Source organism: Streptomyces sp. NPDC001920 (assembly GCF_053594495.1).
In genome coordinates, this window is the sequence record NZ_JBSFEP010000027.1 from 1 (window position 1) to 25,686 (window position 25,686).

Annotated in this window: 20 protein-coding genes; 5 read left to right on the forward strand and 15 right to left on the reverse strand. The window is 71.4% G+C overall.

Going from position 1 to position 25,686, the window contains the following annotated elements:
* Positions 1-131 precede the first annotated feature (131 nt).
* Both ACWCPI_RS34300 and ACWCPI_RS34305 read left to right on the forward strand, forming a co-directional pair.
* Positions 132-1,967 (forward strand): glycoside hydrolase family 15 protein, encoded by a 1,836-nt coding sequence (locus tag ACWCPI_RS34300; RefSeq protein WP_451041857.1) that lies wholly within the window; start codon positions 132-134, stop codon positions 1,965-1,967.
* Positions 1,968-2,057: 90 nt separating this feature from the next.
* Positions 2,058-2,732, forward strand: coding sequence for an isochorismatase family protein (locus tag ACWCPI_RS34305; RefSeq protein WP_451041858.1), 675 nt, complete (start codon positions 2,058-2,060; stop codon positions 2,730-2,732).
* 178 nt (positions 2,733-2,910) lie between these two features.
* Here ACWCPI_RS34305 and ACWCPI_RS34310 read toward each other — a convergent pair whose 3' ends face one another.
* Positions 2,911-3,903: a hypothetical protein gene (locus tag ACWCPI_RS34310; protein WP_451041859.1), complete on the reverse strand. Its 993-nt coding sequence runs from the start codon at positions 3,901-3,903 to the stop codon at positions 2,911-2,913.
* A 188-nt stretch (positions 3,904-4,091) separates the two neighbouring features.
* Between ACWCPI_RS34310 and ACWCPI_RS34315 the strand changes: the two genes are divergently transcribed.
* Positions 4,092-4,310: a heavy-metal-associated domain-containing protein gene (locus ACWCPI_RS34315; protein WP_451041860.1), complete on the forward strand. Its 219-nt coding sequence runs from the start codon at positions 4,092-4,094 to the stop codon at positions 4,308-4,310.
* 67 nt (positions 4,311-4,377) lie between these two features.
* Positions 4,378-6,642, forward strand: coding sequence for a heavy metal translocating P-type ATPase (locus tag ACWCPI_RS34320; protein ID WP_451041861.1), 2,265 nt, complete (start codon positions 4,378-4,380; stop codon positions 6,640-6,642).
* Positions 6,643-6,712: 70 nt separating this feature from the next.
* Here ACWCPI_RS34320 and ACWCPI_RS34325 read toward each other — a convergent pair whose 3' ends face one another.
* The 10 genes from ACWCPI_RS34325 to ACWCPI_RS34370 form a co-directional block, all read right to left on the reverse strand.
* Positions 6,713-7,525: a cupin domain-containing protein gene (locus tag ACWCPI_RS34325; protein ID WP_451041946.1), complete on the reverse strand. Its 813-nt coding sequence runs from the start codon at positions 7,523-7,525 to the stop codon at positions 6,713-6,715.
* The gene (locus ACWCPI_RS34330; RefSeq protein ID WP_451041862.1) at positions 7,519-8,457 is read right to left on the reverse strand and encodes a DUF6807 domain-containing protein; all 939 of its coding nucleotides are present in this window, start codon (positions 8,455-8,457) and stop codon (positions 7,519-7,521) included. Before ACWCPI_RS34330 ends, ACWCPI_RS34325 begins: the two co-directional genes overlap by 7 nt.
* A complete protein-coding gene (locus ACWCPI_RS34335) occupies positions 8,454-9,569 on the reverse strand; it encodes a Gfo/Idh/MocA family protein (RefSeq protein WP_451041863.1) in 1,116 nt (371 codons plus the stop codon). Before ACWCPI_RS34335 ends, ACWCPI_RS34330 begins: the two co-directional genes overlap by 4 nt.
* Positions 9,570-9,752: 183 nt before the next feature.
* Complete coding sequence (gene polX / locus ACWCPI_RS34340) at positions 9,753-11,498, reverse strand: DNA polymerase/3'-5' exonuclease PolX (RefSeq protein WP_451041864.1); 1,746 nt, start codon at positions 11,496-11,498, stop codon at positions 9,753-9,755.
* A gap of 224 nt (positions 11,499-11,722) precedes the next feature.
* Entirely contained in the window at positions 11,723-12,964 is a 1,242-nt protein-coding gene (locus ACWCPI_RS34345) for a DegT/DnrJ/EryC1/StrS family aminotransferase (protein ID WP_451041865.1), read from the reverse strand.
* A gap of 159 nt (positions 12,965-13,123) precedes the next feature.
* The gene (locus ACWCPI_RS34350) at positions 13,124-14,251 is read right to left on the reverse strand and encodes a GNAT family N-acetyltransferase (protein ID WP_451041866.1); all 1,128 of its coding nucleotides are present in this window, start codon (positions 14,249-14,251) and stop codon (positions 13,124-13,126) included.
* A gap of 174 nt (positions 14,252-14,425) precedes the next feature.
* Positions 14,426-15,190 (reverse strand): class I SAM-dependent methyltransferase, encoded by a 765-nt coding sequence (locus tag ACWCPI_RS34355; RefSeq protein WP_451041867.1) that lies wholly within the window; start codon positions 15,188-15,190, stop codon positions 14,426-14,428.
* Positions 15,191-15,278: 88 nt separating this feature from the next.
* Entirely contained in the window at positions 15,279-16,496 is a 1,218-nt protein-coding gene (locus tag ACWCPI_RS34360) for an aminotransferase class V-fold PLP-dependent enzyme (protein ID WP_451041868.1), read from the reverse strand.
* 3 nt (positions 16,497-16,499) lie between these two features.
* Complete coding sequence (locus tag ACWCPI_RS34365; RefSeq protein ID WP_451041869.1) at positions 16,500-17,819, reverse strand: pyridoxal-phosphate dependent enzyme; 1,320 nt, start codon at positions 17,817-17,819, stop codon at positions 16,500-16,502.
* Entirely contained in the window at positions 17,816-19,306 is a 1,491-nt protein-coding gene (locus ACWCPI_RS34370) for a Y4yA family PLP-dependent enzyme (RefSeq protein WP_451041870.1), read from the reverse strand. The genes ACWCPI_RS34365 and ACWCPI_RS34370 overlap by 4 nt, the downstream gene beginning before the upstream one ends.
* 269 nt (positions 19,307-19,575) lie before the next feature.
* Between ACWCPI_RS34370 and ACWCPI_RS34375 the strand changes: the two genes are divergently transcribed.
* Entirely contained in the window at positions 19,576-21,819 is a 2,244-nt protein-coding gene (locus ACWCPI_RS34375) for a WD40/YVTN/BNR-like repeat-containing protein (protein WP_451041871.1), read from the forward strand.
* 121 nt (positions 21,820-21,940) lie between these two features.
* On the opposite strand, the gene ACWCPI_RS34380 is transcribed toward ACWCPI_RS34375, so the two are convergent.
* From ACWCPI_RS34380 to ACWCPI_RS34395, 4 genes are all read right to left on the reverse strand, one after another.
* Positions 21,941-22,351, reverse strand: coding sequence for a VOC family protein (locus tag ACWCPI_RS34380; protein ID WP_451041872.1), 411 nt, complete (start codon positions 22,349-22,351; stop codon positions 21,941-21,943).
* Between the two features lie 101 nt (positions 22,352-22,452).
* Positions 22,453-24,351 carry a molecular chaperone HtpG gene (gene htpG, locus ACWCPI_RS34385; protein ID WP_451041873.1) on the reverse strand — a complete coding sequence of 633 codons (1,899 nt, stop codon included), beginning with the start codon at positions 24,349-24,351 and terminating at the stop codon, positions 22,453-22,455.
* An 81-nt stretch (positions 24,352-24,432) separates the two neighbouring features.
* Entirely contained in the window at positions 24,433-25,155 is a 723-nt protein-coding gene (locus ACWCPI_RS34390) for a class F sortase (RefSeq protein WP_451041874.1), read from the reverse strand.
* Between the two features lie 115 nt (positions 25,156-25,270).
* A partial coding sequence (locus tag ACWCPI_RS34395) for a hypothetical protein (protein WP_451041875.1) occupies positions 25,271-25,686 on the reverse strand: 416 nt, incomplete at its 5' end.

Consider the following 25,686-nt stretch of genomic DNA (forward strand, 5'->3'; position numbering starts at 1 on the left):
CCTCGTACTGGTTGTACGTGGGCTTTCGCCCGGTGCGGCGAGAGTGCGTGCCAGGCGTCGCGGGGCAGGCGGGACTTTGCGGACACGACCTAGGCTGGGAGCGCAGCGCATGTCGGGCCGAGGAGGCTGCGATGAGCACGATGCCGATGGAGCGGGGCGTACCGGTGGCTGCGCGCTATCTGCCGATCGCCGAGCACGGGCTCATCGGTGACCTGCGCAGTGTGGCCCTGGTCGGGACGGACGGCACGATCGACTGGTACTGCTGCCCGGCCTTCGACGCACCGAGCGTGTTCGCGGCGATCCTGGACGCGGACAAGGGCGGCTGCTTCGAGCTGGCGGCGGCGGTGCTGGCGCGGACCAAGCAGTTCTACTTCCCGGACACGAACGTCCTGATCACCCGGTTCTTCACCGAGGACGGCGTCGGCGAGGTGCAGGACTTCATGCCCGTCGGCGGGGGCTCGTTCGAGGCCGAGCGGCACCGGTTGATCCGGCGCGTGGTCTGCGTACGCGGATCGATCCCCTTCCGGACGCGGGTCGCGCCGCGCTTCGAGTACGGCGCGCAGCCGCACACCGTCCGCATGGTGGGCGACGTGGCGGTCTTCGAGTCCGAGAAGCTGTCGCTCGGCCTGACCGCGACGATGCCGCTCGAAGTCGAAGGCCCGGACGTGCGGGCGGAGTTCGAGCTCGCCGGGGGCGAGACGGCGGTGTTCGCCCTCGACCAGGTCGGCGGGGACGTGACACCGCGCCGCTGCGCGCGGACCGAGGCCGAGGAGCAGTTCAACAGCACGGTGGTGTACTGGCGGCAGTGGCTGTCCGCCTCCAGGTACCGGGGCCGCTGGCGGGAGATGGTGCACCGCTCCGCCCTCACCCTGAAGCTGCTCACCTACGCCCCCACCGGCGCCATCGTGGCCGCGCCGACCACGAGCCTGCCCGAGCAGGTGGGGGGTGAGCGCAACTGGGACTACCGGTACGTCTGGGTGCGCGACGCCGCCTTCTGCGTGTACGCACTGCTGCGGCTCGGCTTCACCGGCGAGGCCGAGGCCTTCATGGACTTCGTGACCCGGCACATCACCCCGGGCGACAGCAAGCCGTCGGGCCCCTTGCAGATCATGTACGGCATCGACGGCCGCAGCGATCTGCCCGAGCGGGAGCTGAGCCACCTGGAAGGCCATCGCGGCTCCGCTCCGGTGCGGGTCGGCAACGCCGCCGCCGACCAGCTCCAGCTCGACATCTACGGCGCGCTGATCGACTCGGTCTACCTCTACGACAAGTGGGCCCGGCCCGTCTCCAGCGACCAGTGGGACGACGTGTGCGCGCTGGTGGACTGGGTGTGCGAGAACTGGGACCGGCCCGACGAGGGCATCTGGGAGACCCGCGGCGGGCGCAGGAACTTCCTGTACTCGCGGCTGATGTGCTGGGTGGCGATCGAGCGGGCCGTCCGTATGGCCAACCGACGGGGTCTGCCCGCCGATCTGGAGCGCTGGCGGGCGTGCCGGGACACCATCTACCGGCGCATCATGCGGCGCGGCTGGTCCGAGAAGCGCCGGGCCTTCGTCCAGCGCGAGGACAGCGACGTGCTGGACGCGGCCGTGCTGATGATGCCGCTGACCAAGTTCATCGCGCCGACCGACCCCAGATGGCTGTCCACCCTCGACGCACTCACCCAGGACCTGGTGTCGGACTCGCTGGTCTACCGCTACGACCCGCAGGAGAGCCCCGACGGGCTGCGCGGCGACGAGGGTACGTTCTCGATCTGCTCGTTCTGGTACGTCGAGGCCATGGTCCACGCCGGCCGGATCGACGAGGCGCGGCTCGCCTTCGAGAAGATGCTGACGTACGCCAACCATCTGGGCCTGTACGCCGAGGAGATCAGCCGCACCGGCGAGCAACAGGGCAACTTCCCACAGGCGTTCACGCATCTCGCCCTGATCAGCGCGGCCTTCAACCTGGACCGCGCCCTGGGGTGAGGCGAGTTCATCCGGACGACCCCGGGACAGCAAAGTTAGGGGAGGCTAACCTAATAAGGGTTCCCTCAACTCACTCGAAGGGCACCCCCGATGACCCCTGGCTCGATCTTCCCCTACGTCATGCCGACCCCCGTGATGCTGCCCGACGACACGACGGGGTGGGCCCTCGACCCGGCCCGGACGGCGCTCGTGGTCCTGAACTTACAGAGGCGCTTCGTGCGCACGCTGGAGGAACAGGGCGGCCCCGTCCTCCAACTCCTTTCGAACAGCGGGCGGTTGGTGAGCGCCGCCCGCGCCGCGAACGTCCCCGTCATTCACTCGGTGCCCGCCGGGGAGCGCGGAGCCGCCCCGCACGTAAGGCGGTCCGACACCCCGGACGACGGGGAGGGGGAGGTCTTCGCCGCACCTGTGGAACCCCGCATCGGGGACACCGTGATCACCACCCGCAAGCACAGCGCCTTCGCCCGCACCCGGCTGGACGGCCGGCTGCGCGAGCTGAAGCGGGACCAGGTGGTGATAGCGGGGCTCTTCGCCCGGGTCGGCGTTCTGATGACCGCCGCGGACGCCTGGGTGCAGGACCTGGAGCCCTTCGTGGTCGCCGACGCCGTCGCCGATCTCTCGGCAGGGGGACATGAGTTCGCGCTGGAGTGGGTGGCGGACACCTGCGGGGCGGTGACGTCCACGGACGACGTGATGGAGGCCTTCGGCATCGCGGCATCGACGGCGCGAGCGGTCCCGGGCCTGTCCCTTCGCCCTGTCCTGTGATCGGGACATGTGGAACCGGCCTGGGCCGTCCGGTGATGCGCAAGCCCCTCGCCGCCGGACAGGGCGCCACGGCGGGCCCGTCGGCGGCGACGCCAAAGGGCCCGGTTCTCTGCGCATCACCGCGAGGGCGAGCGCTCGCCCCACCCGGTTCGGCAGCCGTGACGTACGGCCGGGCACCTCAGTGACCGTGTCCGGGTGCCTCCTCATGCCCGGAACCCTGCGCGTCTTCCTGCCCGGACTCCTGCGCGGGCGCCGCCCCACCCGCACGCACGATGAACGTCGCGGTGTGCACCTGCCCGTCGTGCTTGAAGTCGAGGAACAGCCGGTAGCTCCCGCTGCTCGGTGCCGTGGCCGTGGCCGTGGCCGTGAAGGAGATCTCCGGGCCTGGCTTCGTCGCACCGTCCCCGGGCTCGCCGTTGGGGTGGACATGGAGGTAGGCGAGGTCGCCGGAGCGCAGGGCGACGAGGTGGCCGTAGGCGCCGAGGTACGGCTGGAGGTCGGTCACGGGGCGGCCGTGACGCGAGACGTTCAGCTTCAGTTCGCCCGCCCGCCCCGGGCGCAGGGCGCCGTCGAGGCGGACCTCGTAGCCGTCGACCTTCGCTGTGGCGTTCGGCTCGGGCAGTTGCTGTGGGACATAGCGGCCCGAGGCCGCTAGGTCGGCCCCGAGGGTGAGGTTCTCGGCACCCTTCTTCGCCGGAGTGAAGTCGGCGAACACGCGGTAGCCACCGGCGCGGGGCAGCTCGACGGGGATGCTCCAGGTGCCGTCGGCGCCGCGGGTCGGGTGCAGGTGGCGGTAGGTGGCCAGGTCGCGCGAGGCCACGATGAGGTGGAGTTCCTTCTCGTGCTCGCGCTGGTAGGCGGTGACGGCCCGGCCACCGCTGTCACGGATGACGAAGCGCAGGTCGGAACGCTGTCCGGCCGTGACGTTCGAGGTCTTCAGATCGAGGGTGTAGCCGCCCTCGGAGATCTGGAGCCCACCGGCCGGCTTCGTCTCGTGCCCGCCGTGGCCGCCGCCCGCCTCCGGTTCAGGTGCGGCCTCGCCGTGGCTGTCGTGGCGGGCGGGCGCGGGCTCCTCCACGACGGGGCCGATGCCCTGCCCCACGCCGTAGGCGGTGCCGAATGTCGCGGCCAGGGCGGCGGCGAACGCGGTGATCTTCAGTCCGGCATGCATGGCCCTCTCCTGTGGTCCAGGTCCTTCGGTATCGCTCCCAATACAGCTCACAATACCCCTGGGGGGTATGAAGTCAACCCGCATCCCGCCCTTGCGATCCCTACCCCCCAGGGGTATACATGGTGCGGCAAGGATACCCCCGGCCCGTATACGGGTCGATCCGCACCGGCACCGCCCAGGAGGAGCCCATGTCCACGACCGTCTACGCCGTCTCCGGTATGAGCTGCGGCCACTGCAAGGCGACCCTCACCAAGGCCATCGGTGAGCTGGACGGCGTCACCGGGGTCGGCGTCGATCTCGCGACCGGGCAGGTCACCGTCACCAGCGCCGGCGAGCCCGACGACGCGCTGATCGCCGAGGTCGTCGACGACGCCGGCTACGAGCTCACCGGCCGCGCCGCCGCCTGACCGGCCCCCGAACCGCCCGAGCCCGGCCTTTTCCGGGCACCGGGCCCCATCCGCACGAGGAGCAGCGATGACCACCACCGCGTCCCGGCCCGCCGCCGAGGTAGAACTCGCCATCGGCGGCATGACCTGCGCCTCGTGCGCGGCGCGCATCGAGAAGAAACTGAACCGCATGGAGGGCGTGACGGCCACCGTCAACTACGCCACCGAGAAGGCGAAGGTCAGTTACGGCGGCGGCGTCTCCGTCCAGGACCTGATCACCACGGTCGAGGCGACGGGGTACACCGCCCGTGAGCCCGCGCCGCCCGCCCCGCCGGTTCAGGACGCCGGGGAGAGCGCCGACAGGGACGGCGCACTGCGGCCGCTGCGCGAGCGGCTGGTCACCGCCGTGACGCTGGCGGTGCCCGTCATCGCGATGGCGATGGTCCCCGCCCTGCAGTTCGAGTACTGGCAGTGGCTGTCGCTCACCCTGGCGGCGCCGGTCGTGACGTATGCAGCGTGGCCCTTCCACAAGGCGGCGTTCACCAACCTGCGGCACGGCGCGGCGACCATGGACACACTGATCTCGGTCGGTACGTCGGCCGCGTTCCTGTGGTCCCTCTGGGCGCTGTTCCTCGGCAGCGCGGGCGAGCCCGGAATGACGCACCCCTTCGAGCTGACCATCACCCGCAGTGACGGTGCCGGCAACATCTACCTGGAGGCGGCCGCCGGCGTGACCGCCTTCATCCTGGCCGGGCGCTACTTCGAGGCCCGCTCCAAGCGCAGGGCGGGTGCGGCGCTGAAGGCGCTGCTGGAACTGGGCGCCAAGGACGTCACCGTCCTGCGCCCGGACGGCACCGAACTGACCGTCCCGGTGACCGAGTTGCAGGTCGGCGACCGTTTCCTCGTCCGGCCCGGTGAGAAGATCGCCACCGACGGGACCGTCGTCGAGGGCTCGTCCGCGGTGGACGCCTCGATGCTGACCGGTGAGTCCGTTCCGGTCGAGGTCGCCGAGGGGGACCCGGTGACAGGCGCCACGATCAACGCGGGCGGCCGTCTGGTCGTCGAGGCCACCCGGGTCGGCGCCGACACCCAACTCGCCCGCATGGCCAGGCTGGTGGAGGACGCGCAGAACGGCAAGGCCACGGCTCAGCGGCTCGCGGACCGGATCTCCGCCGTCTTCGTGCCGATCGTCATCGCCCTCGCCCTCGCCACCCTCGGATTCTGGCTCGGCAGCGGCGCCGGGCCGGCCGCCGCGTTCACCGCCGCGGTCGCCGTACTGATCATCGCCTGCCCGTGCGCCCTGGGACTGGCCACGCCGACCGCACTGATGGTGGGTACCGGCAGGGGCGCCCAGCTCGGCATCCTGATCAAGGGCCCGGAGGTGCTGGAGTCCACGCGCAAGGTCGACACGATCGTCCTCGACAAGACCGGCACCGTGACCACCGGTCGCATGACCCTGCTGGCCGTGCACACCGGCGGCACCGCCGACGAGGCCGAAGTCCTGCGGCTCGCGGGCGCGTTGGAGCACTCCTCGGAGCACCCGATCGCCCGCGCCGTGGCCGACGCGGCACTTCGGAAGCTGGGTTCGCTGCCCACGCCGGAGGACTTCGCGAACGTGCCCGGTCTCGGGGTGCAGGGCGTGGTCGACGGCCATGCGGTGCTGGTGGGCCGGGCTCGGCTTCTCGAGGAGTGGGCCATGGAACTGCCGGAGCACCTCGCGCACGCCGTGACACAGGCCGAGGCGGCCGGTCGTACCGCCATCGCGGTCGCCTGGGACGGCGAGGCGCGGGCGGTCCTGGAGGTCGCCGACGCCGTCAAGGAGACCAGCCCGGAGGCGATCCGGCGGCTGCGCGGCCTCGGCCTCACCCCGATCCTGCTGACCGGTGACAACCGGGCCGTGGCCGAGTCCGTCGCCCGCGAGGTGGGCATAGCGGCGGAGCACGTCCACGCCGAGGTGCTGCCGCAGGACAAGGCCGACATCGTCAAGCGGCTGCAGGGCGAGGGCCGTTCGGTCGCCATGGTCGGCGACGGCGTGAACGACGCGGCTGCCCTGGCCCAGGCCGACCTGGGCCTGGCGATGGGGACCGGCACCGACGCCGCGATCGAGGCCGGCGACCTCACCCTGGTGCGCGGCGACCTGCGTGCCGCCGCCGACGCCATCCGGCTCTCCCGCCGGACGCTCGGCACCATCCGGTCCAACCTGTTCTGGGCCTTCGCCTACAACGTCGCCGCCCTTCCCCTGGCCGCGGCCGGCCTGCTCAACCCGATGATCGCCGGTGCGGCCATGGCCTTCTCGTCGGTCTTCGTCGTCGGCAACTCGCTGCGGCTGCGGTCGTTCCGCGCCGCGAGCTGAATCGCCGTACCAAGGGGCGCCGCACCGGCGGCGCCCCTTTCCTGTCGGCGGCACTGTCAGCCGAACGACTTCACGGCTTGGTGGTAGGTCCAGGCGGTGCTGCTGCGTCCGGGCCAATGGCCCCGCGGCTGGACTCGCCCTCGTACGGCAGGGTCGTCCCGGGCAGGTCGTACTCGTCGCGGCGGCCGCACATGCCGAAGCCGCCGAGCCGGGTGGGCGCGGCCACGTGGGCCCTGGCGCCGGCGAGGTACGCCGCCTCGCCGTCGGCCAGCGCGTCGAGCTGGCTGCCCGTGCGCTCGGCCGCGGCCAGCGCTCCGGCCCGCCACAGCTCCCGCCAGTAGGGCACCTTGGCACGTACGAGGCGGGCGGCGGTGCGCTGGAACTCCAGGTACGGGCCGTCGTCCCCGGCGGCCAGTGGCTCGCGCAGGGCGAGATAGCCCTCGATCGCGAGGTCCCGTCGGCGCCGGGCGGCCGCCGCGGTCCTGGGGCCGGTGCCGGGTGGGAGGGCCACAGCTGCCGCGTACTTCTCCGGGTCGGCGAGCACCTCGCGCGGGAAGGTGAAGACGGCGTCCCCGGCCTCGGGCAGGCCGCTGTTCTGCATCAGCACGGTGATGCGCAGATCGCCGCCCTGGACCATACGGTGCACCGTGCCCGGAGTGAACCAGGCGAGGGAGCCCGGTTCCAGGGGGATCTCCCGGTAGCCGTCGGGGCTCAGTGTCTGCACGGCGCCCCGGCCGCCGGTGACGACGTACGCCTCCGTGCAGACCAGGTGGAGATGCGGGCTGCCGCCGCACACGCCGTCGGCGGCCTGCCAGTCGTAGGCGCTGAGGTGGGACAGGCCGACGGCACCGGGCAGTGGATGCGGGAGGTTCGCCTTCACCAGGGCAGGCCTTCCAGGTGCGCGCCGACCCGCTCGCGGTCCCAGGCTCCGTCGGCGAAGACGACCCGGTAGCGGTAGTCGAAGGACTTGCCCGGCTCCAGCTCGAACTCCTCGAAGAACGCCCAGGAGAACGCCACGGTCGGGATCGGCTCGGAGCGCACGAACCAGTGCGACTCGTGGATCGCGGCGCTGCCGTCGAGGTTCTCCGGCGCGTGTGCGAAGACGAGCGTGGAGTGGCCGTCGGTGTCGTCGTGCTCGGTGGTGAAGGCCAGCCACGGGCTCTGCGTGCCCATCAGCTTGCCCGCGTCCGCACCGGCTCCCCCGTCGGTGTCCGGGCCGAAGGCGGTGCCTCCGGTGAAGTCCCGGGAGCCGCGCCACTGGAGCCCGGTGTAGCCGGCCATCTCCCGGCCGGCGGTGGTGGGCGAGCCGAAGGTCAGTGGCTGGGCACGGAGGTTGGTCAGGCGGATCGACCAGTCAAGGGCCCAGGCACCGGCCTCCTCGTCGACCGAGTGCACGGTCAGTCGCCGGGCCTCGCGCGCCCACTCCTCGCCGCCGTGCTCCACCCAGGTGAGTTCCTCGGTGAAGGCGAGCCGGTCGCCCTCGACGGCGAAGTCGGCGAAGCCGTCGTGCCGCATCGAGCCGACCCGCTCGGGCAGCGGCAGATAACCCTGCCCGTGCACATAGGAGTTACCGCCCCAGAAGTTCTGTCCGGACAGATGACTCGCCGTCATCTGCAGGCCCTTGTGCCAGCGGTGGTCGCTGGGCCGGTAGCCGGTCACGGTGTGCCCGGCGAGGGTCCGCACCGGGTGGGCGTAGGGCTTGCGGGACTCGAACGGCTCCGGGTCGGGGCGGTAGACGTAGCGCAGGATCTCGGTGCCGTTCGCGGCGGTGACCGTGATGTGCTCGCCGTGCACGTGGGTGACACGGATGCTCATGCGCGCTCCTCGGGTGCCCAGTGGGGGTGGTCGCCGTGCATGGCCGCGTAGAAGGAGTCGCCAGGACCGATCTCTCCCGCGCGCACCGCCTCGCCCGTGAACGCGGACTTGTAGAGGGCGGCGGCGAAGTCGAGGGTGGTCCGGGCGTCCGGACCGCTGCCGGGCGGCCGGACACCGTTGTCGCAGGCGTCGAGCAGGGCGCCGAGTTGCGCGGTGTGCGAGCTGGGCAGGTCCGTGGCGGGGGTGCGCCAGGCGGTGACGCGCTCGGAGGGGACGTGCGGCGCCGGGGTGTAGACCCAGTCGTCGTTGCGGTGGCCGTACAGGTGGGTGAGCTCGACCGTGGCGTCGGCGCAGTCGATGCGGATGCGGCTCATCTCGTGCGGGGAGAGGACGCTGTTGACGACGGTGGCGAGGGCGCCGTTCTCGAACCGTACGAGGGCCGTGGAGACGTCCTCGCTCTCGGTGTCGTGGACCAGGCGCGCGGCCATGGCCCGGATCTCCGCCCACGGCCCGAGCAGATGCAGCAGCAGGTCGTACTGGTGGATACCGTGCCCCATCGTCGGCCCGCCGCCCTCGGTGGCCCAGCGTCCGCGCCACGGCACGGCGTAGTAGGCGGCGTCACGGTGCCAGGTCGTCTGGCAGTGCGCGACGAGCGGGGCGCCCAGCTCACCGCTCGCGATGAGCCGACGGGCGTGCGCGGCGCCGGAGCCGTAGCGGTGCTGGAAGATCACCGAGGCGTACGCGCCGGACGCCTCCTCCGCCGCCGCGATGTCGTCGTACTCGGCGAGGGACAAGCACAGCGGTTTCTCGCAGAGCACCCAGGCGCCCGCCTTGAGGGCGGCGACCGTCTGCTCCCGGTGCAGCGACGGCGGGGTGCCGATCAGCACCAGGTCGGGGCGTACGGCGTCCAGCATCTCGCCGGTCGAGGTGTACGCGGCGACGTCCGCGTCCGCGATTTCCCGGAAGGCCTCCAGCCTGGCCCGGTCCACGTCCACGGCGGCGACCAGCTCCACCCGGTCCCGGTGGGATCTCAGGGCCGGCAGATGGCTGCCGCTGACGATGGCACCGGTGCCGATCACGGCGGCCCGGCGGCGGGCGGGGCTTGGGGACATGCAGGTCTCCTCGGACGGCCGGCGGACTGCCCGCTCAGGATGAAAGCGCTTGCACTTCGAGGGTGACCCTAGGCAAGGATGTAATGTCAGGACAACCCCTCCGCGGTGACATGGGCTAAGCCTGACCCTGGCTCGGCCGATTTCCGCACGCTCCCGCACGCGCCCCCGCTCCGACGACCGCGATCACGCAGCCGCGGACTTGTCCAGGAATCGCCGCAGCCGGGTCAGCGGCCAGGTGTTGATCACGTCGTCCCCGGTGAGCCAGCCGCGCTGGGCCGTGCCGACGCCGTAGCGCAGGTTGGCCAGGTGGATGACGGCATGGGCGTCGCTGTCCACGGCGAACCTCACCCCGTGCCGCCTGGCCCGCAGGATGTCCTCGTCGCGCAGGTCGAGCCGGTCCGGATGGGAGTTGATCTCCAGGGCGGTGCCGGTGCGGGCGCAGGCGGCGAAGACGGCGTCGAGGTCGGCGTCGACGCCCGGCCGCTTGCCGATGATGCGGGTGGTGGGGTGGCCGATGACGTGGACGTGGGGGTTCTCGCAGGCCCGGACGATGCGCCGGGTCATCGCCTCCCGCCCCTGGTTGAAGTGCGAGTGGACCGAGGCCACGCACAGGTCGAACCCGGCGAGGAACTCCGGCGGCCAGTCCACGTCGCCGTCGGGTCCGATGTTCAGTTCCGTGCCGTGCAGCACCCGCATGCCGCTCCGCCCGCCGTGCCCGCCGTACGTCCCGTCGAGGTCGCGGACATGTTCGCGCTGGGCGAGGATCCGTTCGTCGGTCATCCGCTGCATGGCCATGTCGGGGGCGTGGTCGGTGACCGCGTAGTAGGCGTAGCCGCGCTCGGCGGCCGCCGCGACCATCTCCTCCAGCGGGGCGAGCCCGTCGGTGAGGTCGGTGTGGGTGTGCAGATCACCCCGGATGTCCTGCTCCTGGACGAGGTCGGGCAGCTCGCCGCGCAGCCCGGCCTCGATCTCGCCACGGTCCTCGCGCAGCGTGGGCGGGATCCAGGGCAGGCCCAGCCGGGCGTACACGTCCTCCTCGGTCTCGGAGACGATCTTCTTTCCGGTCTCGGTGTCGAAGAGGCCGTACTCGGAGAGCTTGAGCTTCTTGTGGACGGCCATCTCGCGGGTACGGATGTTGTGCGCCTTGGCACCGGTGAAGTACTGCATCGCCGCCCCCCAGGAGTCCGGCGGGACGACCCGCAGGTCGACCTGGAGGCCCTTGCCGGTGCGCACCGACGTCTTCTTCTCACCGTGGGCGATGACCTCCGTGACGTACGGCAGCGCGGTGAAGGCCCGCATGAGCGGCTCCGCCTTCTTCGCCGCGACGAGGATGTCGATGTCACCGATGGTTTCGCGCGCCCGGCGCAGCGATCCCGCGTAGGAGCACCGCTCGCACCCTGTGACCTGCGACATCTCGGCGACGATGTCCTCGGCGAGGCTCATGGCGACGTCGATCAGGACCCGGCCGCCGGAGGACTGCAGCAGGCTGATGCCGTGCAGGATGTTCTCCTCGGTCTTCGGCCCGAAGCCCTTGAGGTCGCGCAGCCGTTCCTCGTGGATGGCGTCGGCCAGCTCGTCGGTCGTGGAGATACCCAGTTCCTCGTAGAGGACCAGGGCCTTCTTCGGGCCGAGGGTGGGGATCGCGGTCAGCTGCCGTACCCCGGCGGGGATCTTCGCCCGCAGTTCCTCGACGGCCGAGATGCGGCCGGCGGCGAAGTACTCGACGACCTTCTCCGCGATGGACTTGCCGACGTTCGGGATCTCCTTCAGGCCCTTGACGTCGAGGGTGGACACGTCGGCATGGTGGCCGCCGATCGCCCGGGCGGCCTTCTCGTAGACGCGTGCCTTGAACGCGTCCCCTCCGGTGATCGAGATCAGGTCCGCGTACTCCTGGAGCAGCGCGGCGACCTCGTCGTTGGGCCGAGCCACACCTCCAGGGTAGGCAAGGTGGAGCCGCCCCGGCGCGGGCCGCCGCCGGGTGTCCGGGCGCGGGCCGCCATGGGGCACGTCCAGGACGAGGGCCTTCGTCCGGCACGCCGAGGGCACGCACCGGACACCGCAGGCACCACCGGCACCACCGGCACCACAGGCACCACAGGCACCACAGGCACCGGCAGGCACCACAGGCACCGCACGGGATTTCGCACCACCCCCTACTGACCCAGCGGTGTCGGCGGTGTCGTCGTGGTGTCGGGTTCGGCTGTGCGGGTCGCCCGGGGCGGATGCGCCGGTGGCACCCGTTCCCTCGTCAGGGCGTCGGTGATCCTGCGGGCCAGGAGTGGGTCGGCCGGCAGGGTGTGGGCGGCGAACCAGCGGGCGGCGGAGGGGTCGGGGGACGGTTCGACGAACTCGGCGCCCGCGTAGTCGTCGAGCGGCGGGTCGTAGACGTACCCCGTGACCACGCCGTGGTCCACCAGGCGTTCCAGGAGCGTGTCGCGGTCGTGGACCAGGAGCGGTACCCGGAAGAGGGGCGGCGGGCCGTCGTGGGCCGTCCGCTCCCGCAGGGCCGGGGTGGCCCAGGTGGTGCCCGACAGCGTCTCCACACCGGCCCTGCGCCGGGCGAGATCCCCGTCGAGCAGGGCCATCCGCAGCTCCAACTGCCCGCGCACCAGGACCCCGTGACGCGACCGGAAGCCGTGCAGGTCGACCCGGACCCAGGGCTCGTAGGCAGCGAGGCTGGGCGCCCGGCGGGCGCTGCCGGCGAGGCGGGGGGCGTGCAGGGCCATGCGGAAGTCGTCGCGCTCCAGCAGGTTCAGGCGCTGCAGGGTGCGCCACACCGGACGTACCAGGTGCAGGGTGCGTACGGCGGAGCGCGCCAGCGGGCGCAGCGTCGTGGCGAGGTCGGCGTGCAGGCGGCGGGGTGTCAGCAGGTCGTCGCGCAGCAGCTCCAGTTCCCGCCGGGTGCGTGCGTCCTCGACGGCGAGGAACCCGCCGGCCATCGCCGCCACGTGCTTGGACAGGCTGAACGCCGCCGCGGTGCCGAAGGTCCCGATCGGCTGCCCGTCCACGTGGGTGCCGATGGCGTGGGCCGCGTCCTCGATGAGGGGGATGCCCAACGCGTCGCAGCGGCGGCGCAGTTCGACGACCCGGTCCGGCATGCCGTACAGGTTCGTGGTGAGGACGGCGTCGACGCCGCGCCAGGTGGACTCCGGTACGGCGGCCGGGTCGATGTTGCCGTCCCACCGGGACACGGGGGCTTGCACGGGGCGCAGTCCGGCCGCGAGGACGACGAAGAGGATCACGTCGTCGTTGACCGGTGACATCAGCACCCGTGCGCCCGGTCGGCACCAGCGCCGCAGCGCCAGGTACAGCGCGAGCCGGGCCGAGGGCGTGTAGACGCATTCGCGTCCGACGCGCCGTGTCATCATCGCGGCGAGCCGCGATCCGTACGGCATGGTCACCTCTTCCGTGGCAGGGTACGAAGACGGGTCGCCCGGGGCGGGCGTCACGTGCGAGCGTGCCTCGACCGAGGCCGTGGCGCGGGGGGTTGAGAGCGCGAAAGGGCCGCCGGGCGTACGACGCCGACGTGTGACGAGGGTGGGAGCGGGCTCCGCTCAGCGGGCGCGGGCTCCCGCGCCCGGCGAGTGGGCGAGCAGTGAGGTGCGCAGCGACCCGGCCGCCTTCAGCAGCCGGTCCGCGGGCTCGCGCAGTCCGGGGTGGGCCAGGACCGTGTTCCTCAGGCCGCGCACCGGTCTGCGCCACAGCCGGTGGGCGGCCGCCACCGGGTGCGGTCGGGCCGCGAAGCCCTCGGCCACCCGCAGTTCACGCGTCTTGAGCCAGTCCTTGTACTCCTTCTCGCCGCGTCCCATGTCCATGAGCGTCACACCGTCGCGGCCGGCGGCATCGGCGAGGCGCAGATGCATCATCAGGCCGGGCGAGTAGTAGCCGAACGCGGGGTCGTAGGCGGTGAACCAGGCCGCGAACACCGTGCGCGATCGGGGTCCGAAGTGCGCGGCGACCGGCCGGTCACCGGCGTACACGACGGACAGGACGCCGGTGAAGTGCTCCTCGCGGACCTGGAAGAGATGATCGACCAGGTCCACTATCCACGGCTTGGAGAACCGGTCCATCCGCCCCGTCCTGCGGTACTGGGCGGACTTCCAGCGCATGAGCGTGCGCAGCACGGCCGGATCGCGCTCGTCGTACACGAACCGCACCTCGCCCGCGTCGCGGCTCAGGCGGCGCTCCTTCTTCAGCGTCGTCTTGGCCAGCCCCGGGTACGTGGCGCGCAGCCACTGCGCGTAGTCCCCCTCGCCGGGTTTCAGATCGAGGACGGGAGAGGCGAACGTCCCCGTGACGTACGGGGCGAACGGCCGCTGCCCCTCGACGAGATGGTCGAACTCGAACACGGACAGGCCGCAGGCGCGCAGCAGTTCCCCGGTGTCCCAGGTGACCCCGGGCCGGTGCACCAGCGCCTGGCAGTCGGACAGCCCAAGACCGATGGCCCGTCCGACGCCGTACGCCGTGCGCTCGTACGGAAGGAAGCCGACGGCCTCGCCGCCGTGGTGCAGGACCGCGACCTGCGCTCCCCTGCGGCACCTGCCGACACCGAGGGTGAACTCCGGTGCCAGGAAAGGGTTGGCGTGCTCCGGCGACTCGTCCATCGCCCGGTGCCACGCCCGGCGCAGCGACTCGTCCAGTTCCTCGGGTCTGTGAATGGTGACGGCACTCGTGGCTCGCATGGCGACCACTCCCCCCAAAGTCCCCCAAGAGGCGCGTTCTCGGCACCTCGCCACGGTTCCCCCCATGTCGAACTTCGTGGCGAGGTCAAACGTGGCGAAACAGCACGCACACTGTCAAGGTGCACGTTGAATCCTTTAGCTGTGCTTGGTAAGGCGTGCGGGCGTCGAGCCGGATCAGCGGATCGCGACGACGACATGGCTGTCGCCGTACTGCCAGACGGGTCCGACGTGACGGAATCCCGCCTGCCGCAGCAGCCGTTCGTGCGCGGGCACCGACAGGGGCTCCGGGCCGACGCCCCCGCTCACCGGTTGCCGGCGCCGTCGCTCCGCGAGGAGGTCGGCCAGTTCGGGGTCGGCCGCGACGGCCGTCCACCAGGACTCCCAGTCCTCGTGCGCCAGGGCCTGTCCGCGCTCGGCGTGACGGCGGCCGACGCACCCGGCGAGTTCCGCGAGCGCCGTGTCGTCGGGCGGGAAGTGGTCGCCGTTGACCAGGACCCCGCCGGGCCGCAGCAGTTGCGCGAGCTGCCGGTAGGTGCGGCGCAGGGCGTGCGGACCCAGGTAGTGCAGTGCGGTCGTCGAAACGGCCGCGTCCAACGGGCGGTCGAGGCACAGGGCGCGGGTCCAGCCCTCCTCGCCGATCACCGCGTCGACGTAGTGGGCGGCGTCCGCATGGTGAGTGCGGGCCAGTTCCAGCAGCACCGGGTCCATGTCCACGCCCACGATGTGCGCGTACGGCAGACGACGGGCCAGCCGGGCCGCCAGCGACCCGGGACCGCAGCCCAGGTCGAGGACCAGCGGCTCGGCCGGGCACCCGGCCACCACCTGCTCGACCACATCGGCGATCACCGTGAACCGCTCCTCGCGGTCCACGGCGTACCGTTGCTGCTGGCGCTCCCAGCGCTCCACCCATCGCTCCGCCGTCGCCAGGCTCAGCCCCATCCCGTCGCGCACCTCACCGTTCCGCACCTGTCCGCACTTTCCACGCCGAGCCTACAGGTGAAAACGGTTCCCATTCCCCTGTTCGGGGTCACCCGAGCGTGGCGAGCACCTCCAGCAGCCGGTCGGTCTCCTCGACGGTGTTGTGGACGTGCATGCTCACCCGCACCGAACCGGTCCGTTCCCCCGCGCTGCCCTGGCAGTGCTGGTCGGAGCGGACCATGAAGCCGTGGCTGAAGAGGATGAAGCCCAGATCGCCGGAGTCGATGGCACGGTGCCGGAAGGTGACGATGCCCTGGCGCCGCTGCACCGGCGAATCGGCGGCCAGGCTGCTCTGGCAGCCCAGGATCTCGTAGGCGCCGAGATGGCGCAGCCCCTCGGTGAGCCGGGCCGCCAGGGCGACGGTCCACCGCTCGATCCGATCGGTGCCGGCGGCGTCCAGCCAGTCCAGGGCGGCGGCGAGCGAGGCGATGCCGACCGTGTTGGGGGTGCCCTCCCAGCCGGCCGGCCCGAACCGCGGCCCACGCTCCTGGCGCGCCCAGATCGCCCCGGTGCCGGGCAGCGCCATGGCCTTGTGCCCGGAGAAGACGGCGAAGTCCACATCCAGCTCGGCCATGGACACCGGTAGGTGGCCGACGCTCTGGGCGGCGTCCAGGCAGATCACCGCGTCCGGCCCGACCGCCCGGCGGATGCGGTGGACGTTCATGTCGCCGCCGTACACGTGGTGGACATGGGTGACGGCGACGAACCGGGTCCGGTGACCGGAGAGTTCGGCGAGCGCGGTGTGGTCGTAGTCGCCGGACGCCCGCTGGTACGGCATCGGCCGTACGTCGATGTGAACGCCCTGCCGGGCCAGTTGCCGTCGGGCCTCCAGCCAGGGTGCGATGTTGGCCTCGTGGTCGGCGACCGGGACCACGATCTCGTCGCCGTCGGCGAGGAACCCCGGCAGCCAGTCTCGGGCGATCGTGCGCAGCCCCTCGGTGGCGCCGCTGGTGAAGTGCACGGACGACCACTGCGGGACGGGGTCCTGGAGGAACCGCTTCACCTGGTCGCGGGTCTGCTCGACCAGGGACGTGGTGCGGTTCGCCCAGGGGTAGGTGCCCCGGCCGGCGTTGGCGTTGCTCGTGGTGAGGTAGGTGTGGACGGCGTCCAGCACGGCCTGGGGCTTCTGGGCGGTGGCGGCACTGTCCAGATAGGCCAGGTCCGGATGGGCAGCGATGATCGGGAACTGGACACGCCGGGCTCGCTGCCACTCCCCCAGCTCCGCCAGGGTCTCGGCTCGGTGGGCGTCTGCCCTGGGTACGGCCATGGGTCAGTCCCGCACCAGGGGTGCGCCCGCGTCGCGCCAGGCGATGATGCCGCCGGTCAGGCTGCGGACGTCGGGGTGGCCCATGCGGGTCAGCAGGGCGGCGTAGCGTGCGGACTTCTCACCGACGGGACAGGCCAGCAGGACCGGGCGGTTGTGGCTGAACGGCAGCCCGCCGTGCAGGAGTTCCTCGAAGAGCTCGTCCACGATGTTGACCGAGCCGTCGATGTGCAGCGCGGCGTAGGCGTAGGGACTGCGCAGGTCGACGACGAGCGGGTCTTTGGTGGCGATCCACGTCTGCGCGTCCGCGACGCCGATGGCCGGCGCGGTACGGATCTCGGCGTCCGACAGGTCGGCCGGGGAGTTCCGGCGGTGTGGGCGGCCGAAGAGGTCGGGGCGTCGCCGGCGGACGTAGCTCAGGTAGCTCTCGACGCGGTCGCAGACGATGAAGACGGCCGACTGCCGCTCGGTCAGTTCCTCGTCGACGAGGCGCAGTCGACGTGTCGCGCCGAAGTAGGCCGCGCCTCCGGTGGGTCCGGCGAGGATGCCGCAGCGGCGGTTGAGGGTCAGCATGCCCTCGATCGCCTCGTCGGCGCTCACCGCCTCGATGGTGTCGTAGGTGCCGGGGTCGAACAGACCCACCTCGTGTGCCTCGTCGATGGTGCGGATGCCGGGGACGAAGTCGGACTTGGCCGCGACCAGGCCGACGACCCGTACGGCGGGGTCGTGTTCGCGCAGGGCGCGGGCGACTCCGGTCGAGGAGCCCGCGGTGCCCACGCAGGCGATGAACCAGTCCGGGGCCCGGCCGTCCAGGTCCTTGACGATCTCGGGCCCGGTGCCGGTGAAGTGGGCGTCGGTGTTGCGCGGGTTGAAGTACTGGTCGGTGTGCAGCCAGGCGCTGTCGGGTTCGGAGAGGGTGCGGTGGAACAGGGTGAGCGGATCGTCGGTGGCGGTCGGGTCCAGGCACTCGCTCTGGCCGGGGAGTTCCTCGATCTGCGCGCCCAGCAACAGCAGCAGGTCCTTGATCTCCGGGATGCGCATCCGGTTGGTGACGCTCTTGAAGGTCAGGCCGTGCATACCCGCGAGGACGGCCAGCGCCTTGGCGGTGTTGCCGCTCGACAGCTCGACGACCTGGCCGCCCTTCTCGGCCGCGGCGGCCAGGTGCGGACGGGCCATGTTCCAGGCGGCTCGGTCCTTGACGGATCCGAAGGGGTTGAGCAGTTCCAGTTTGGCGTACAGGTCGATGTTCCTGAGGCCGTGCACGGTCGGGTCGATGCGCACCAGCGGCGTGTTGCCGATGGCCTCGGTGATGCTGTCGTACCTCAAAGCGCTCCCCCCACGGGTGTGGTCGGCCAGTACTGGTCGTCCAGGCACCAGCGCCAGGTGCCGCCCTCCTGCCAGGCTGCGACCTTGCGGGCGACGGGCTGGTGCTGGGCACGGGTGGCGTGGAAGTCCATGCAGTAGCCGGCCGTGTTGGCGAACGCCAGCAGGTCGCCCGGTGCGGGGCGGCGGGGCAGGAAGACCGTGCGGCGGGTGATCAGGTCGGTCTCCAGGCACAGGGTGCCGAAGAGGTGCACGGCGACCGGTCCGGCCTCGGCCCCGGCGCCCGCACCGGCGCCTGCTGCTGTCGGGTCCCGGGCAACGACGACGGGGTCCATGAGCACCCCGTGCTCTTCCATCGCCACGTCGTCGGCCTTGGCCGCGAGCCGTACGTGGAGGGGACCGCCTGCCCCCTGGTCGCGTACCTCCAGCACCTTGACCAGGGTCGCACCGCACTGGTCCAGCAGCGCCCGGCCGGGTTCGGTGTGCAGGTCGTAGAGGTGATCGAGGAGCAGGGCCGCCAGTGGCCTGCCGCCCAGGGAGGCGACCGGGTGGGTGAGCAGTTCGTCGAGGTAGCCGGCTCCGGCGACCGGACGGTGCGCGGGGTACAGGCCCAGGGCGCCGCGCAGGGTGCCGGCCTCGTTGCGCAGTCCGTAGCCGTGGCCGCCGTAGGTCAGGGAGGGGCGGGTGCCCAGCACGGCTTCGGTGAGCGCGGTGGTGTACCGCTCCCACTGCCCGCCGTCGGCGAGGTAGTTGACGCCGAACCCGCCGCCGATGTCCACCGCCCGGGGCCTGAGCCCTCTGCTTCGGCACTCCTCCAGCACCCGGAGGCAGCCTTCCAGCGCCGTCGCCTTCTCGGTGAGGCTCGTCGTGTCCAGGTGGTAGGCGACGCCGACCAGGTCGACCACGTCGGTGTGCCGCTCGACCGCCTCCAGGAGCGCGGCCGACTCCCCCACTTTGGTACCGAATCGGCTGCGGCGGCTCAGCACCCGTACGCCGGACGCCTCGAACCCGGACAGCCGGAGCAGGACGCGTGTCCTCGGCAGCGCGTACGTGCGCGCCAGGGTGGCGAGTTGCTCCAGCTCGCCGCGTGTGTCGAGGCTGACGGTGACCGACGTACGGGCCGCGAGCCACAGGAACTGCGGGTTCTTCGGCCCGGTGGCCGTGATCCGGTCGGGGGTGAAGCCGGACCCGAGGGCGTGCTGCAGTTCCTCCAGCGAGGCGACGTCGACGCCGGCGTCCGTGGCGGCGAGCCGCCGCAGCAGCGCGCTGGAGCGGTTGGCCTTGTGGGCGTAGTACACCTGGCCGGACAGATGGTGCTTGCCGTAGACGGAGCGGAACTGCTGCAGATTGTCGGTCAGTTGGTCGGGGACGACGATGTTCAGCGGTGACCCGAGGGCGTCGGTGAGCATGTGCAGGAAGTCGGGGGTGTCCAGCAACGAGCGCAGCCGCGCTTGCGTCCGCGGTTCGAGATACAGGGGCTGCCCGCCCATGTACGGCCCCTCCTCAGCGCTTCGGGCCCGACATCCGGGCGCTGACCACCACTCCCCGCGGTATGCCGTATAGCTCCTTTCCCTTCCTTCCGGCGCTTTACGCCCCGTAGTTACCCGCGTGGGCGGTTACGTGAACCGGCGGCCGGGGCTCACCAGTGCCGTTGATTCCGGCCGACCCCAGGGACGGCCGTCCCACACTCTTCTGCTCAACTCGCCGCTCTCGTACCGTCGTTGCCGATTGCCATGACCATGACGATGAAAGGGACTTCATGGGCAGACGTCTGCTGCCACTGGTTCTCGCCGCTGTCACCGGCGCCGCGCTGCTCGCGGCACCGGCGGCCGCCGCACCGGCCCCGCCGCCCGGTTCTTCCGCGCCGCCCGGCCCGTCCGATGTCTACCGGCCGGTCCGTGGACCGGCCGCGCCCGCGGAGTACCGCTTCCTCCAGAAGACCCTGCCCGGGGAGTCGATGCCGCGCCACGCACATGACGTCGCCGCCGCCCAGGCCCGCGACTTGCCCGCGGTCGGCGGGCGCTGGAAGAGCGTCGGGCCCACCAACATAGGCGGTCGGATCGTCTCCCTCGCCCTGGACCCCAAGCGCGCCGACACCCTGTACGCCGCCGCCGCGAGCGGCGGGCTGTGGCGCAGCACCGACGCCGGGGCGACGTTCCACTCCGTGTGGCCCGACAGCTGGACCCAGTCCATGGGGGCGGTGGCCACGGCCCCTGACGGCACCCTGTACGTGGGCACCGGGGAGCCGAATCCGGGTGGCGGGAGCATCACCTACGAGGGGACGGGGTTGTACCGGAGCCGGGACGGCGGTCGGACCTGGTCACCGCTCGGACTGCGTGACTCCGGCGCGATCAGCGCCATCACCGTCGACCCGGCCGACCCCCGCCGCATCTATGTCGCCGCGGCGGGCTCCCTCTACAACGGCGGCGGGGACCGCGGCGTCTACCGCTCGCAGGACGGCGGCACCACCTGGCAGCGGATCCTCGCCGGCGCCAACGAGTTCACGGGTGCCACCGAGATCGTCGTCGACGGCGACCGGTTGTACGCCGTGCTGTGGGACCATCGCCGAACACCGCAGCTGCGGACGTACGGCGGTGTCGGCTCGGGCGTCTTCCGCAGCACGGACGACGGCGCGACCTGGCAACGGCTCGGCGGCGGGCTGCCCGCCGAGGGCCCCGACGTGGGACGCATCGGGCTGGCCGTGGCCGGCGAGAGGCTCTACGCGATCGTCAACAGAGCCGGCGGGCCCTTCGAGGGCTTCTACTCCTCCGCCGACGGCGGCGACAACTGGACCCGCACCCCTGCCGACCAGGACATGACGGGCTCCCAGTCGAGCTTCGGCTGGTGGTTCGGCAAGGTGTGGATCGACCCCCGGGACAGCGAGCACGTGCACGTGGCGGGCGTCCCCCTGGTGACGACGAAGGACGGCGGCGCCACCTGGACGGCCGACGACACCAGCATGCACGTCGACCAGCACGCGATGGTGTGGGACCCGCGTCGCCCCGGCCGCGTCTACCTCGGCAACGACGGCGGCGTCTACCGCTCCGACTCGGGCGGCGACGGCGGCTGGGTCAAGTCCCGCCACCAGCCGTACACCCAGCTCTACAGCGCGGCGATCACCCCGCAGGACGTCACCAGGATCTCGGGCGGCGCCCAGGACAACGGTTCGCTGCGGTCCTGGGGCGGGGAGGGATTCAACGAGTACCTCGGGGGTGACGGCGAGGAGAACCTCATCGACCCGACCGACGTGAACAACGTCTTCGCCTGCTACCAGTACGGCAACTGCTTCAGCTCCACCGACGGCGGCGACACGCTCACCTACTTCGCGGACCGGACGGCGTACAAGCGCCGGAACTGGTTCACGCCGGTGGTCTTCGACCCGCGCGACCCGACGATCCTCTACTACGGCTCGGAGGTGCTGAACCGCTCCACGGACGGCGGCGCCACCTGGCAGGCCATCAGCCCCGACCTGAGCGGCGGCCCGGGCACCGACCCGATCTACACCAACTACGGCACGATCACCTCGATCGCCCCGGCGAGCGACGGACGGACCGTCTACGCCGGTACGGACGACGGTCGCGTCTGGGTCACCCGGGACCTGGGGGCGCACTGGACGAAGCTGGCGGAGGGGCTGCCCTGGGTGACACGGGTGGTCGTCGACCCGAAGAACCCCGACCGCGTCTGGACCACCCACTCCGGCTACCGTTCGGGCTCCCCGCTGCCCCATGTGTACGGCAGCACGGACGGCGGCCGGCACTGGCGCAACCTGTCGGGCAACCTTCCGGCGGCGCCCGTCAACGACCTGGTCGTCGCCCGCGGCGGCGTCCTCCACATCGGCACCGACCAGGGTGTGTTCACCAGCGTCACGGGCGGTGGCCACTGGCTGCGCCTGGGCCGCGGCATGCCGCAGGTGCCGGTCGACGACATCGAGTACGACGGCCGCCACCACCGCCTCGTGGCCGCGACCTTCGGCAGGGGCTTCTACGAACTGACCACTTTCTGACCACTCCCCCGACGAAGTCGGATGCGGCGGTCACTGCCCGACCGCCGCACCCTCCTCGCGTCCCGGAGCGGCTGCACGACCCCCGCACCGCCACGACGGTGGCCGGGCGGCCCCGCCGCCCTCAGCCGCCCTGCCCGGCGATGTTCACCATCCAGGTGATGCCGAAGCGGTCGGTGCACATGCCGAAGACGTCGCCCCACATCTGCTTCTCCAGCGGCACGGCCACCGAGGCGCCCTCGGACAGCTTCTCCCAGTAGCCGCGCAGTTCGGCGTCGTCGTCGCCGCTCAGGCTCACCGCCATGTCGTTGCCCGGCCGGTGGTCCTCCGACGGGGTGTCGGCGCCCATCAGGGTGAAGCCGTTGGGTGCTTCGAGCATGCCGTGCATGATCTTGTCGGCCAGAGGAGTGTCCTTCTGGCCGAACTCGGCGTAGGTGTTGAGCACCAGGGTGCCGCCGAAGACGTCCTTGTAGAACTCCATCGCCTGCCGGGCGTCACCGGCGAAGGTGATGTACGGGTTGAGACGCGAGGCCATGCTTCCTCCCGGAACGGGTCCACGGAACCGACTCAGCAGAAGCTAGCGCGGGCCGCTGACAACGGCCCGCGCACACGGCCACCCGGCTTACCCGGCACCCGCTACAGGGTGCGCTCCAAGCGGTCCGCCACCAGCTTCACGAACCGGGCGGGGTCCTTCGGCTGGCCGCCCTCGGCGAGCACCGCCAGGGTGTGGAGCAGCTCGGCGGACTCGGCGAGTCCCGAGCGGTCCTCGCGCTCCTTGTACGCCGCGTTGAGCCCCTTGACCAGCACGTGGTCGGGGTTGAGCTCCAGGATCCGCTTGGTGCGCGGCACCTCCTGGCCCATCGCCCGGTACATGTTCTCCAGGGCCGGGGTCAGGTCGTGCGCGTCGGAGACGACACAGGCTGGGGAGACGGTGAGCCGCGCCGACAGGCGCACCTCCTTGATGTCCTCGTCCAGCTGCTCGCGCATCCAGCCGAGCAGACCGGCGTACTCCTCGGCCTGCTTCTCCCGCTCGCCGTCGGCCTTCTCGTCCCCCTTGCCCTCGAGGTCGATCTCGCCCTTGGTGACGGACCGCAGCTTCTTGCCCTCGTACTCGCCGACGGCGTCGACCCACACCTCGTCGACCGGGTCGGTGAGCAGCAGGACCTCGATGCCCTTGTCGCGGAAGGCCTCCATGTGCGGGGAGTTCTCGATGCTCTGCCGGGACTCGCCGGTGATGTAGTAGATGTCGTCCTGGTCGTCCTTCATCCGCTCCACGTACCGCGCGAGCGTGGTCGGCTCGTCGTCGGCGTGCGTGGTCGCGAAGGAGGAGGCGGCGAGGATGGCCTCGCGGTTCTCGGAGTCGGTGACCAGGCCCTCCTTGAGGACCGTGCCGAACTCCCGCCAGAAGGTCGCGTAGCGGTCGGCGTCCTTGGTCATGATCTCCTTGACCGTGGACAGGACCTTCTTCGTCAGGCGGCGCTGCATCATCCGGATGTGCCGGTCCTGCTGGAGGATCTCGCGGGAGACGTTGAGCGAGAGGTCGGCGGCGTCCACGACGCCCTTGACGAAGCGCAGGTAGGGCGGCAGCAGCGCCTCGCAGTCGTCCATGATGAAGACGCGCTTCACATACAGCTGGACGCCGCGCTTGAAGTCCCGCGTGAACAGGTCGTGCGGGGCGTGCGAGGGGATGAAGAGCAGCGACTGGTACTCGAAGGTGCCCTCCGCCTGGAGCCGGATCGTCTCCAGCGGCTCGCGCCAGTCGTGGCTGATGTGCTTGTACAGCTCGTGGTACTCGTCGTCGGACACCTCGTCGCGCGAGCGCGCCCACAGGGCCTTCATGGAGTTCAGCGTCTCGGCTTCGGGAGCGGAGTCGCCCTCGCCCGCCTCCGGCACCATCCGGATCGGCCAGGTGATGAAGTCCGAGTAGCGCTTGACGATCTCCCTGATCGTCCAGGGCGAGGTGTAGTCGTGCAGCTGGTTCTCGGGGTCGGCGGGCTTGAGGTGGAGGGTGACGGAGGTGCCCTGCGGCGCGTCGTCGACCGTCTCCAGGGTGTACGTGGCCTCACCGCGCGACGTCCAGCGGGTCCCCTTGGCCTCGCCGGCCCGCCGGGTCACCAGGGTCACCTCGTCGGCCACCATGAAGCCGGAGTAGAAGCCGACGCCGAACTGGCCGATGAGCCCCTCGGCCCCGGCCGCGTCCTGGGCCTCGCGCAGCTCCTCGAGGAACGTGGCGGTGCCCGAGTTGGCGATGGTGCCGATGAGCTGCCCGACCTCGTCGTAGGACATCCCGATGCCGTTGTCCCGCACCGTGAGAGTACGGGCGTCCTTGTCGATGTCGATCTCGATGTGCAGGTCCGACACATCGGCGTCGAGCGTGTCGTCCCGGAGCTTTTCCAGACGCAGCTTGTCGAGCGCGTCGGAGGCGTTGGAGACGAGCTCGCGCAGAAAGACATCCTTGTTCGAGTAGACCGAGTGGATCATCAGCTGGAGCAGCTGACGGGCTTCTACCTGGAACTCAAACGTCTCGGTCGGCATGGTCGCGACTACCTCACAGGTTCAGTCACCGAATCTGGTCGCAGTCACTGTAGAACACCGAGGTCAGCGCGGTGGAGCGGTTCAGGCGAGGTGGGCGAAGACGACCAGGTTCGCGGTGTAGTCGCGCACTTGGCGGTCGTAGTCCCCCGCGCAGGTGATGAGCCGGACCTGGGCCTGGGAGGTGTCGCCGTAGACGCGCTCGCTGGGGAAGTCGTCCTTGTCGAACGTCTCCACGCTGTCGACCACGAAGGACGCCCTGCGCCCGTCCGCCCGCATCACGTGGAAGCGGTCCCCCTTCTTCAGCTCGCTCAGGCGTGCGAACACCGCCGCTGACGTCGCCGTGTCCACGTGCCCGGCGATGATCGACGTGCCCCTCTCCCCCGGTGAGGCTCCCTCGGCGTACCAACCGACGAGGTTGACGTCGTGGGCCGGCGGGGCCTCCAGCTGGCCCGAGCGGCCGATGGCGAGGCCGACGAAGGGCGCGTTGACCGAGATCTTGGGGATGAGCAGACGGGTCGGCCGCGACCTGGGCAGGTGTTTTCCCCTGGGGCCCGCGGGACGCGAGGACGGGGACGGCCCGACCGCAGGCGGCGCGGACGAGGTGACCCCGGGTGGGGCGTGCGGTGCCCGGCGGGCTTCGGGAGCCTCGCCCTGGCCGCCGGGCAGGGTCACGACCATGACCACGGCGGCCACCGCGCTCCAGAACATCGTCACCGCTGTGCGCCTTATGCGCCGTGAGAGCGTGGCGCCGGCCGCGGCGGGGGCCGGGTCGGCTTCGGGGGACGGGGGACGGCCGACGGCCATCGGGCACCACCTCACTCGGGCACGGCAGCGAAGACAACAGCGGGGAGGGACGGCGCGGCCGCCGCGACGCGCGGCGCACGTGCGGCGGCCACAGCGGCTATGTCGTCGGGCACGGTCAGGCCATGTTTCCGGCGGCCTTCTTGCGACGCAGCGCGTACATCCCGGTCCCGGCGACCGCGAGCACGGCCAGGCCGCCCGCGGTCACACCCGAGGAGGCCAGGCCGCCGCCTCCGGTGTGCATGCCGCCGCGCGGCTTGCCGTGGTCGCCGCCCCACGACTCCTTGTCGTGGTCACCGCCGAAGGAGTCCTTCTCGTGGTCGCCCTTCCAGGAGTCGTCCCCCTTGCCGTGGTCGTCCTTCCACGGGTCCTTGCCGTGGTCGCCGCCCCACGACTCGTCGCCGTGGCCGCCGCCCCAGTCGTCCTCGTTGTTCACGGCAGCCAGCGCTCCGCCGCCCGTGTGCATCCCGCCACGCGGACCGTCGTGCTTGCCTTCCTTGCCGTGCTCCTTGCCGGAGTCCTTGCCGTGCTCCT